Raw genomic sequence first — 10,719 nt, forward strand, 5'->3', positions numbered from 1 at the left:
GTGGGTGCACGTTCGGCGGCGAGGGTGCGTCGGGTGCCTTGGTGCGTCCGGCGCGTCCGGTGCGTTAGGCGCCGTAGACCGGCACCGGCGGGCGGGCCTTGCCGAGCAGGTCGGCGACGACGGGCCCCAGCTCGGCGGGATCCCACCTCGCGCCCTTGTCGATCTGCGGGCCGTGCGCCCAGCCCTCGGCGACCCGGATCTTGCCGCCCTCGACCTCGAACACCTTGCCGGTCACGTCGCGGGCTTCCGCACTGCCCAGCCAAACCACCAGGGGCGACACGTTTTCCGGGGCCATCGCGTCGAAATCCTGGTCCTGCGTTGCCATCATCTCGGCGAACACGGTCTCGGTCATCCGGGTGCGGGCCGACGGCGCGATCGCGTTGACGGTGACGCCGTAGCGGCCCATCTCCGCCGCGCCGACCAGCGTCAGCGTCGCGATACCGGCCTTGGCGGCGCTGTAGTTGCCCTGCCCGACGCTCCCCTGCAGGCCGGCGCCCGAGCTGGTGTTGATGATCCGGCCGTCGACGGCCTTGCCCGCCTTGGACAGCCCCCGCCAGTACGCCGCGGCGTGCCGCATGGTGGCGAAGTGCCCCTTGAGGTGCACCGCGATGACGGCGTCGAACTCCTCCTCGCTGGTGTTGGCGATCATCCTGTCGCGCACAATGCCGGCGTTGTTCACCAAAACGTCGAGACCACCGAAGGTTTCGACGGCGGTCTGGATCAGACCGGCGGCCTGGTCCCAGTCGGCGACGTTGGATCCGTCGGCGACGGCTTCCCCGCCGGCGGCGGTGATCTCGTCCACCACGCTCTGGGCGGCGCTGCCGCCGCTGGCCGGTGAACCGTCGAGGCCCACCCCGATGTCGTTGACCACCACACGCGCCCCTTCGGCGGCGAAGGCCAGTGCGTGCGCGCGACCGATACCGCCGCCCGCTCCGGTGACGATGACGACGCGGCCGTCAACCACTCCCATAGTCCTTGTCTCCTCTACTTGATCGCGCTCGCGTTCGTGGTGGCCAGATAGTGCGGCGGCTCACCGCCGCCGTGCACCTCCAGCGAGGCCCCGCTGATGTAGCAGGCCGCATCGGAGGCTAAAAATGCTGCGGCCCAACCGATGTCGGCCGGCTTGGCCAACCGGCCCAGGGGCACGTTCTTCGAGATCGCGGCGATGGAGTCGGCGTCGCCGTAGAACAGCTCCGACTGCTCGGTCTCCACCATGCCCACCACGCAGGCGTTCACCCGGACCTTGGGCCCCCACTCCACCGCCAGGGTCTGGGTGAGGCTTTCCAGGCCGGCCTTGGCCGCCCCGTAGGCGCCGGTGCCCGGCGAGGGCCGGCGGCCGGACAGGCTGCAGATGTTGACGATCGACCCGCCCTGGGCCTGCTTCTGCATGTGAGCGTTGGCGTGCTGCGAAACCGACAGCGCGCCAATGAGGTTCAGCTCGATGATCTTGCGGTTGAACTTGGCGCTGGATTCCGCGGTCAGCACGTAGGGCGATCCCCCGGCGTTGTTGACCACGACGTCGAGCCTGCCGTGCCGGTCGGCGATGGTGTCGATCAGCGCCTTGACGGCGTCGTCGTCGCGGACATCGCAGGAGTGGAACTCATACGGCAGCCCCTCGACCGCCCGTCGCGCGCAGGTGACGACGGTGGCGCCCTGTGCGGCGAAAACCGAGCTGATGCCGGCACCGACCCCGCGAACTCCGCCGGTGACCAGGACCACCCGACCGGTCAGCCCCAGGTTGATGGCTTCTGCAAACGGGGGGCATGCTTCGGCGCGAGTCACTGTGCTAGCGTACCAAGCAAGTGCTTGCTTAGGTAGTTACCCCACAAGGAAGTGGCACCTTGCCCATCACATCCAAAACCATCGAACCGGGCATCGTCGCGGTCACCGTCGACTTCCCGCCCGTCAACGCCATCCCGTCGCGCGGCTGGTTCGACCTCGCCGACACCGTCACCGCGGCCGGCCAGGACCCCGAGACCCACGTGGTGATCCTGCGGGCCGAGGGCCGCGGCTTCAACGCCGGGGTGGACATCAAGGAGATGCAGCGCACCGAGGGATTCACCGCGCTGATCGACGCCAACCGCGGCTGCTTCGCCGCGTTCCGGGCGGTCTACGAGTGCGCGGTGCCCGTCGTCGCGGCGGTCAACGGATTCTGCGTCGGCGGCGGCATCGGCCTGGTCGGCAACTCCGATGTCATCGTCGCCTCCGACGACGCCACCTTCGGGCTGCCCGAGGTGGAGCGGGGCGCGCTCGGCGCCGCCACCCACCTGTCCCGGCTGGTGCCACAGCACCTGATGCGCAGGCTGTTCTTCACCGCCGCCACCGTCGACGCCGCCACCCTGCACCACTTCGGGTCGGTGCACGAGGTGGTGCCGCGCGGCGAGCTGGATGACGCGGCGCTGCGGGTCGCGCGCGAGATCGCCGCCAAGGACACCCGGGTCATCCGGGCGGCCAAGGAGGCGCTGAACTTCATCGACGTGCAGCGGGTCAACTCGAGTTACCGGATGGAGCAAGGCTTTACGTTCGAGCTCAATCTGGCCGGGGTGTCCGACGAGCACCGCGACGCATTCGCCGGCACCCAGAAGGGCAAGAAATAGTGGCCGACAAACGCACCTCTTTGGACGAGGCCGTCGCGCAGCTGCGCAGCGGCATGACCATCGGCATCGGCGGCTGGGGATCGCGGCGCAAGCCGATGGCCTTCGTGCGCGCGCTGCTGCGCACCGACGTCACCGACCTGACCGTGGTGACCTACGGCGGGCCGGACCTGGGGCTGCTCTGCTCTGCCGGCAAGGTCAAGCGCGTCTACTACGGGTTCGTCTCGCTGGACTCGCCGCCGTTCTACGACCCGTGGTTCGCCAAGGCGCGGACCAGCGGGGCGATCCAGGCCCGCGAAATGGACGAGGGCATGCTGCGCTGCGGGTTACAGGCCGCCGCGAACCGGTTGCCGTTCCTGCCGATTCGGGCCGGGCTGGGCAGTTCGGTGCCCGACTTCTGGGAGGGCGAGCTGCAGACGGTCACCTCGCCCTACCCGACGGATGGGGCGCACGAGACGCTGATCGCCATGCCCGCACTGCGGCTGGATGCCGCCTTCGTGCACCTCAATCTCGGTGACGCCCAAGGCAATGCGGCCTACACCGGGATCGATCCGTACTTCGACGACCTGTTTTTGATGGCCGCGGACAAGCGCTTCCTGTCGGTGGAGCGGGTCGTCTCCACCCAGGAGCTGGTCAAGGCGGTGCCGCCGCAAGCGCTGCTGGTCAACCGCATGATGGTCGACGCCGTGGTCGAGGCGCCGAACGGCGCTCACTTCACCACCGCCGCACCGGATTACGGCCGCGACGAAAAGTTTCAGCGGCACTACGCCGAGGCGGCCTCGACGGAGGAAGGCTGGCGACAGTTCGTGCAAACCTACCTGCCCGGCAACGAAGACGACTACCAGGCCGCGGTTCGCGCATTCGCCGAGGAGGCCGCCAAGTGACCAGCACCCGCGCCGAGATCTGCGCCGTCGCCTGCGCCGAATTGTTCAGGGAAGCCGGCGAAATCATGGTCAGCCCGATGACCAACATGGCCTCGGTCGGCGCGCGGCTGGCCCGGTTGACGTTCTCCCCCGACATCCTGTTGACCGACGGCGAGGCGCAGTTGCTGGCCGACACCCCGGCGCTCGGTGCGGCCGGGGCCGTCGAAGGGTGGATGCCGTTCGGCCGGGTGTTCGAGACGCTGTCCTGGGGCCGGCGCCACGTGGTGATGGGCGCCAATCAGGTTGACCGGTTCGGCAATCAGAACATCTCAGCGTTCGGACCGCTGCAGCAGCCCACCCGTCAGATGTTCGGGGTGCGCGGCGCGCCCGGCAATGCCATCAACCACGCCACCAGCTATTGGGTGGGCAACCACTCCAAGCGGGTGTTCTGCGAGAAGGTGGACGTGGTGTGCGGGATCGGCTGGGACAACGTGGATTCCGACAACCCGGCGTTCCGCTTCGCCAACACCCATCGGGTGGTGTCCAACCTGGGGGTGTTCGACTTCGGCGGCCCGGACCGGACCATGCGGGCGGTGAGCCTGCACCCCGGGGTGTCGCCGCAAGACGTGCGGGAAGCCACCTCGTTCGAGATCCACGGCCTGGACGAGGCCGACGAGACCCGGCTGCCCACCGACGACGAGCTGCGCCTGATCCGCGAGGTGATCGACCCGAAGTCGCTGCGGGACAGGGAGATCCGTTGATGATTATTCCGCCTCCTCCTCATCGCTGCGCTCTGCATCGTCGGCGGTGGATATGAGACTACGCACGCCGCTGACCGAGCTGGTCGGTGTCGAGCACCCGGTGGTGCAGACCGGGATGGGCTGGGTGGCCGGCGCCCGGCTGGTGTCGGCCACGGCCAACGCGGGCGGGCTGGGCATCCTGGCCTCGGCCACCATGACCCTGGACGAGCTGGCCACGGCGATCGCCAAGGTCAAGGCCGCCACCGACAAGCCCTTCGGCGTCAACATCCGCGCCGACGCCGCCGACGCCGCCGACCGGGTGGATCTGATGATCCGTGAGGGCGTCAAGGTGGCGTCGTTCGCCCTGGCGCCCAAGCAGGAGCTCATCGCCCGGCTCAAAGAGGCCGGCGCAGTGGTGATTCCGTCGATCGGCGCGGCCAAGCACGCCCGCAAGGTCGCCGGCTGGGGCGCCGACGCGATGATCGTGCAGGGCGGCGAGGGCGGCGGGCACACCGGGCCGGTCGCCACCACGCTGTTGCTGCCGTCGGTGCTGGATGCGGTGCGGGGCACCGGGATTCCGGTGATCGCGGCGGGCGGATTCTTCGACGGGCGCGGCCTGGCGGCCGCGTTGAGCTACGGCGCCGCCGGCGTGGCGATGGGCACGCGGTTCCTGCTGACCTCGGATTCGACCGTGCCCGACGCGGTCAAGAAGCGCTACCTGGAAGCGGCGCTGGACGGCACCGTCGTCACCACCCGGGTCGACGGAATGCCGCACCGGGTGCTGCGCACCGGGCTGGTCGAGAAGCTGGAAAGCGGTTCGCCGGTGCGGGGTTTGACCGCGGCCGTGCGCAATGCGGCGAAATTCAAGCACATGTCGAAGATGACCTGGCGGTCGATGATCAGCGACGGCCTGGCCATGCGCCACGGCAAAGAGATGACCTGGTCGCAGGTGGTGATGGCGGCCAACACCCCGATGCTGCTGAAAGCCGGTCTGGTGGAAGGCAACACCGAGGCCGGGGTGCTGGCGTCGGGTCAGGTGGCCGGCATCCTCGAAGACCTGCCGTCGTGCGCCGAACTGATCGACTCGATCGTCCGGGACGCGATCGCGCACCTGCGGTCCGCGTCCGGTCTGATCGAGGAGTAGGCCACCGCGCGATCGCCTCCGGGTCACGCTTCCGTTAAGGATATTGCTAAATATCTTCTGCATGAAGCTATGATCTTCATATGGCGAGGGTGAAGGCTAAACCTTCACCACGGGCGACCGTGATCGGCGACGTGGTGGGATCCCGGCGCGCCGCCGACCGACCCGCCCTGCATCGCCGCGTCGCCGCCGCTCTGCGGGAAGTCGCCGACGGCGCGATCGACCCGCCGGCCTTCACCGTGGGTGACGAGTTCCAGGGCAGCTATCCCAGCGTCGGGGCCGCCATCGACGCGGCGCTGACGGTGCGCCTACTGCTCGCCCCCGAGATCGACGTCCGCTTCGGGCTCGGCTGGGGCGCCGTCACCGTCCTCGACGCCGCCGCGGGAATCCAGGACGGGCCGGGCTGGTGGACCGCGCGCGCGGCCATCCAGCAGACCGCCCACGCGCAGCGACAGCCCGGGTTGGCGCTGGTGCGCACCACCTTTCGGGCCGACGACGGCACCCGCGCCGACGCCGACGCGGTCAACGCGGCCCTGATCTGTCGGGACCATCTGCTTGGATCACTCGACGAGAGATCGCTGCGGATTGTGAGGGGCCTGATGACCGGCCGGAGCAAAAGGGAACTCGCCGCGGCCGAGGGCATCAGCCCGTCGGCGGTGTCCCAACGCGCCGGCCGCGACGGCCTGGATCTGATCGTCCTGGCCAGCCAATACCTTCGGGAGCTGCCGTGAGCGCTGTCGCCGTCCTGCTCACCGCGCTCGGCGTGGCCGACCTGTGCCGGCGTGCGGTCGCTGCGGCCTGGGTGCCGCTGGCGGCCGGGCCGATCGTGGTGGCGGCGTGTGCGGCCCTGGGCGGGCTCTGGCGCGGCGCCGACATCGCGCTGCTCGCGCTGGCGGCCGTCGCGGTGGTCGCGTGGGAATGGCTGTGCGCGCGAAGCGAACTCAGCGGTGCCCAGCAAGCCGCCCCGGTGGCGGTGTTGGCCGCGGCGCTGATGTTGCTGACGGTGTTGTCCGGCTGGTCCTCCCCGGTCGCCGGCGCGATCTCGCGGTGGTCGGCCTGGGCGCACCTGCCGCTGAGCCACGTCCCGCCCACCCGTGCGCTGATGGTCGTCGGTGTCGTGCTAGTGCAGTTCGCCACCGCGAATCAGCTGGTGCGCCTGGTGCTCGGCTCCGTCGGTGCCGTCCGCCCGGCCGGCCAACCGCAGCCGTCGGACCGGCTCAAGGGGGGCCGGCTGCTGGGCCCGATGGAACGGCTGCTGATCCTGAGCCTGGGCGTCGGCGGGCAGCTGGCCGCGGCCGGCGCCGTCGTCGCCGCCAAGGGCATCATCCGGTTTCCCGAACTGAACGCCCAGAAGGGTCAGAACGGCGACGTGGGGATCGACGAGGTGACCGAGTACTTCCTGGTCGGCAGCTTCACCAGCTGGCTGCTGGCCCTCGGCGGCATCGGGCTGGTGCTGGCCACCCGGTAGACGCCCCGACGAGATTGCAACCACGCACACCCCGATCGGCGTGTCGGGTGCGTAGTTGCAGTGTCGCGAAGGGGCAGCTCGCGGGAAAACCGCTACAGCCGCTCGATGATGGTGACGTTGGCGGTGCCCCCGCCCTCGCACATCGTCTGCAGACCGTACCGGCCACCGATGCGCTCCAGCTCGTTGAGCATGGTGGCGAACAGCTTGGCGCCGGTGGCGCCCAGCGGGTGACCGAGCGCGATCGCCCCGCCGTTCGGGTTGACCTTCTCCGGGTCGGCCTTGATCTCCTTGAGCCAGGCCAAAACCACCGGCGCGAAGGCCTCGTTGATCTCGACGGTGTCGATGTCGTCGATGGACAGCCCGGTCTTGTCCAGCGCGTAGCGGGTGGCCGGGATGGGGCCGGTGAGCATGAACACCGGGTCGGCGGCGCGGGCGCTGATGTGGTGGATCCGGGCGCGCGGTTGCAGGCCGTGGTCCTTGACGGCCCGCTCGGAGGCCAGCAGCACCGCGCTGGCGCCGTCGGAGATCTGACTGGCCATCGCGGCGGTCAGCCGGCCGCCCTCGACCAGCGGCTTGAGGCCGGCCATCTTCTCCAGCGACGACTCGCGCGGACCCTCGTCGACCCGGAACGGCCCGGATTCGGTTTCCACGGTGATGATTTCGTTGTCGAAGTGGCCGCCGCGGATGGCCGCGAAGGCGCGCTCGTGGCTGGTCAGCGCGTAGCGTTCCATCTCCTCGCGGGACAGGTTCCACTTCTCGGCGATCAGCTCCGAGCCACGGAATTGCGAGATCTCCTGATCGCCGTAGCGGTGCAGCCACTGCTTGGACTCGTTGGTGGGCGAGGTGAAGCCGAACTGCTCGCCGACCGTCATCGCCGACGAGATCGGGATCTGGCTCATGTTCTGCACGCCGCCGGCCACGATCAGGTCGGCGGTCCCGGACATGATCGCTTGCGCGCCAAAGGAAATCGCCTGCTGGCTGGAACCGCACTGCCGGTCCACGGTGACGCCGGGCACCTCTTCGGGATAGCCGGCGGCCAGCCAGGACAGCCGGGCGATGTTGCCGGCCTGGGCGCCGATGGCGTCGACGCAGCCGGCGATCACGTCGTCGACGGCGGCGGGGTCGACGTCGACCCGGTCCAGCAGCCCGCGCCAGCCCAGGGCGCCCAGGTCGACCGGATGGATTCCGGCCAGCGATCCACCGCGCTTGCCGACCGCGGTGCGTACAGCGTCGATGACGTACGCCTCAGGCATTTTCAGACTCCTTCGTTAGTCTTTCTTCGCGTCCACCGTGATCCCGCCCAACACGATGGCGAGGTACTGCTGACCCACTTGCTCGGCGGTGAGCGGTCCGCCGGGCTGATACCAGCGCACCGACACCCAGGTGGTGTCCCGGATGAATCGGTAGACGAGGTCGACGTCGAGGTCGGGCCGGAAGTAGCCCTCGTCGACGCCCTGGTTGAGTACCTCGAGCCACATCTTGCGTTGCTGGCGGTTCATGTCCTCGATGTAGGAGAACCGCGGCTGCGACAGCAGCCGTTTGGCCTCGTCCTGATAGATGACGACCTGCGCGTGCCGGTGCTCGATCGCCTCGAACGACGCCATGAACAGGCCCTTGAGCCGCTCCAGCGGGTTACTCTCGCTGTCGATGATTTCGCGATAGCGGGCGAACAACCAGTCCAGGAAGCTGCGCAGCACCTCGTCGACCATCTCCTCCTTGGAGGAGAAGTGGTGATACAGGCTGCCGGACAGGATCCCGGCGCTGTCGGCGATGTCGCGCACCGTGGTGGCACGCAATCCGCGCTCGGCGAACATGGCCGCGGCCAGCTCCAGCAACTCGTCTCGCCGGCTGTTGGCCGGACCGGTCACTCGGTCCACCCGGACAGGGTATCAACCAAGCGCTTGCTTGGCCAGCGGGAGGGACGCCGGTCCCGGCTGACCACGCCGGCTCACGGATGCTGGCTGGACACCGAGATGACCTCGCCGGTCAGGTAGCTGGAGTAGTCGCTGGCCAAAAACGCGATGGTGGCCGCGACCTCCCAGGGCTCGGCGGCGCGACCGAACGCCTCACCGGCCGAGAGCCGGTCGAGCAGGTCGGCCGACGACGTCTTCTCCAGGAACTTGTGCCGGGCGATGCTCGGCGACACCGCGTTGATCCGCACGTCGTACTCGGCGGCTTCGATTGCGCTGCACCGGGTCAACGCCATCACCCCGGCCTTGGCGGCGGCGTAGTGCGACTGGGAGTGCTGCGCCCGCCAGCCCAGCACGCTGGCGTTGTTGACGATCACCCCGCCGTGCGGCGCGTCGCGGAAGTAGCGCAGCGCGGCACGGGTGGCGCGGAAAACCGAGGTCAGGGTGACATCGAGCACCCGGTCCCACTCGTCGTCGGTCATGTCGACCACCGGGGTCTGCCCGCCCAGCCCGGCGTTGTTGACCAGCACGTCGATGCGCCCCATCCGCGCGTGGGCCGACGCGAACAGCGCATCGACCTGGGCGGTGGACGTCACGTCGCACAGCACGCTTTCCACCCGGCCCTGGCCGAGCGCCGCGAGCTGGTCGGCGGTCTCGCCCAGCCGACGCTCGTGGTGGTCGGAGATCACCACGTCGGCGCCCTCGGCGAGCGCTCGTTTGGCCGTCGCCGAGCCGATACCCGTGCCGGCCGCCGCGGTGACGATCACCACCTTGCCTTCCAGAAGCCCGTGTCCCGCAATCTCTTTCGGAGCTTCGGACAGGCTCATCCCTTTACCTCCCGGGGCAGGCCGAGCACCCGCTCGGCGATGATGTTGCGCTGGATCTCGTTGGAGCCGCCGTAGATGGTGTCGGCGCGGGTGAACAGGAACAACCGCTGCCACTCGTCGAATTCGCCGTCGGGCATGGTCATGCCGGGCTTGCCGATGACGTCCATGGCCAGCTCGCCGAGAGCCCGATGCCAGTTGGCCCACAACAACTTCGACACGTTGTCCTGCCCGGGCTGCTCGACGTCCATGGTGGCCAGGGCATACGACCGCATCGCGCGCAGCCCGGTCCAGGCGCGGGTCAGCCGCTCCCGGATGAACGGGTCGTCGGCGGCGCCGTTGCGCCGCGCGAGCTCGGCAAGGTTGGAAAGCTCACGCGCGTAACGGATCTGCTGCCCGAGCGTGGACACGCCGCGCTCGAAGGTCAGCGTTCCCATGGCGACCCGCCACCCGTCGCCGGGCTGGCCGACCACCATCGACGCGTCGGTGCGGGCGTCGTCGAAGAACACCTCATTGAACTCCGCGGTGCCGGTGATCTGCACGATGGGCCGGATCTGCACCCCCGGCTGGTCCAGCGGCACCAGCAGATACGACAGCCCGGCGTGCCGCTTGGAGCCCTTCTCGGTGCGCGCGACCACGAAGCACCACTGCGACAGGTGCGCCAGCGAGGTCCACACCTTCTGGCCGTTGATCACCCACTGGTCGCCGTCCAGTTCGGCGGTGGTCGACACGTTGGCCAGGTCGCTGCCGGCGCCGGGCTCGGAATACCCCTGGCACCACAGCTCGGTGACGTCGAGGATGCGGGGCAGGAAGCGCTGCTGCTGCTCGGGGGTGCCGAACGCGATCAACGTGGGGCCGAGCAGCTCCTCGCCGAAGTGGTTGACCTTGTCCGGCGCGTCGGCGCGGGCGTACTCCTCGTAGAAGGCCACCCGGTGCGCGGTGGACAGCCCGCGCCCGCCGTGCTCGACCGGCCAGCCCAGGCAGGTCAGCCCGGCCTTGGCCAGGTGCTGGTTCCAGGCCCGGCGTTCCTCGAAGGCCTCGTGCTCGCGGCCGGGGCCGCCGAGGCCCTTCAGAGCGGCGAATTCGCCGACCAGATTGTCGGCGAGCCAAGAGCGGACCTCGGCCCGGAACTCCTCGACGTCCTGCATGCCTTGTAGGCTAACCTACCAAGCACTTGCT

At 69.3% G+C, this 10,719-nt stretch carries 12 protein-coding genes; 6 read left to right on the forward strand and 6 right to left on the reverse strand.

Annotated elements, in window-relative coordinates; all coding sequences use genetic code 11:
• Window positions 1-64: 64 nt before the first annotated feature.
• Window positions 65-970 (reverse strand): SDR family oxidoreductase, encoded by a 906-nt coding sequence (locus H7I87_RS06525; RefSeq protein WP_011723666.1) that lies wholly within the window; start codon window positions 968-970, stop codon window positions 65-67.
• Between the two features lie 14 nt (window positions 971-984).
• Window positions 985-1,782 carry an SDR family oxidoreductase gene (locus H7I87_RS06530; RefSeq protein WP_003875675.1) on the reverse strand — a complete coding sequence of 266 codons (798 nt, stop codon included), beginning with the start codon at window positions 1,780-1,782 and terminating at the stop codon, window positions 985-987.
• Between the two features lie 59 nt (window positions 1,783-1,841).
• Between H7I87_RS06530 and echA20 the strand changes: the two genes are divergently transcribed.
• The 6 genes from echA20 (at window position 1,842) to H7I87_RS06560 (ending at window position 6,806) form a co-directional block, all read left to right on the forward strand.
• Window positions 1,842-2,597, forward strand: a complete 756-nt coding sequence (gene echA20 / locus H7I87_RS06535; RefSeq protein ID WP_009974786.1) for a (7aS)-7a-methyl-1,5-dioxo-2,3,5,6,7,7a-hexahydro-1H-indene-carboxyl-CoA hydrolase — start codon at window positions 1,842-1,844, stop codon at window positions 2,595-2,597.
• Entirely contained in the window at window positions 2,597-3,478 is an 882-nt protein-coding gene (gene ipdA, locus H7I87_RS06540) for a cholesterol ring-cleaving hydrolase subunit IpdA (protein WP_009974785.1), read from the forward strand. Before echA20 ends, ipdA begins: the two co-directional genes overlap by 1 nt.
• On the forward strand, window positions 3,475-4,218 hold the full coding sequence (ipdB, locus tag H7I87_RS06545) for a cholesterol ring-cleaving hydrolase subunit IpdB (protein WP_009974784.1): 744 nt from the start codon (window positions 3,475-3,477) through the stop codon (window positions 4,216-4,218). Before ipdA ends, ipdB begins: the two co-directional genes overlap by 4 nt.
• Before the next feature lie 46 nt (window positions 4,219-4,264).
• Window positions 4,265-5,341 (forward strand): (3aS,4S,5R,7aS)-5-hydroxy-7a-methyl-1-oxo-octahydro-1H-indene-4-carboxyl-CoA dehydrogenase, encoded by a 1,077-nt coding sequence (gene ipdC / locus H7I87_RS06550; RefSeq protein ID WP_011723665.1) that lies wholly within the window; start codon window positions 4,265-4,267, stop codon window positions 5,339-5,341.
• A gap of 80 nt (window positions 5,342-5,421) precedes the next feature.
• Window positions 5,422-6,069, forward strand: a complete 648-nt coding sequence (locus H7I87_RS06555; protein WP_023861935.1) for a SatD family protein — start codon at window positions 5,422-5,424, stop codon at window positions 6,067-6,069.
• Window positions 6,066-6,806, forward strand: a complete 741-nt coding sequence (locus H7I87_RS06560; RefSeq protein WP_009974782.1) for a hypothetical protein — start codon at window positions 6,066-6,068, stop codon at window positions 6,804-6,806. The genes H7I87_RS06555 and H7I87_RS06560 overlap by 4 nt, the downstream gene beginning before the upstream one ends.
• Before the next feature lie 92 nt (window positions 6,807-6,898).
• Here H7I87_RS06560 and fadA6 read toward each other — a convergent pair whose 3' ends face one another.
• The 4 genes from fadA6 to ipdE1 form a co-directional block, all read right to left on the reverse strand.
• Window positions 6,899-8,059: a steroid 3-ketoacyl-CoA thiolase FadA6 gene (fadA6, locus tag H7I87_RS06565; RefSeq protein ID WP_009974781.1), complete on the reverse strand. Its 1,161-nt coding sequence runs from the start codon at window positions 8,057-8,059 to the stop codon at window positions 6,899-6,901.
• A gap of 15 nt (window positions 8,060-8,074) precedes the next feature.
• Window positions 8,075-8,683: a TetR family transcriptional regulator KstR2 gene (kstR2, locus tag H7I87_RS06570; RefSeq protein WP_010948879.1), complete on the reverse strand. Its 609-nt coding sequence runs from the start codon at window positions 8,681-8,683 to the stop codon at window positions 8,075-8,077.
• A gap of 71 nt (window positions 8,684-8,754) precedes the next feature.
• Window positions 8,755-9,543 carry a (5R,7aS)-5-hydroxy-7a-methyl-1-oxo-2,3,5,6,7,7a-hexahydro-1H-indene-carboxyl-CoA reductase gene (ipdF, locus tag H7I87_RS06575; RefSeq protein WP_003875665.1) on the reverse strand — a complete coding sequence of 263 codons (789 nt, stop codon included), beginning with the start codon at window positions 9,541-9,543 and terminating at the stop codon, window positions 8,755-8,757.
• Window positions 9,540-10,688: an acyl-CoA dehydrogenase IpdE1 gene (ipdE1, locus tag H7I87_RS06580; RefSeq protein ID WP_003875664.1), complete on the reverse strand. Its 1,149-nt coding sequence runs from the start codon at window positions 10,686-10,688 to the stop codon at window positions 9,540-9,542. Before ipdE1 ends, ipdF begins: the two co-directional genes overlap by 4 nt.
• Window positions 10,689-10,719: the final 31 nt, after the last annotated feature.

It is taken from the genome of Mycobacterium timonense, from assembly GCF_025821985.1.
Lineage (GTDB): Bacteria > Actinomycetota > Actinomycetes > Mycobacteriales > Mycobacteriaceae > Mycobacterium > Mycobacterium avium.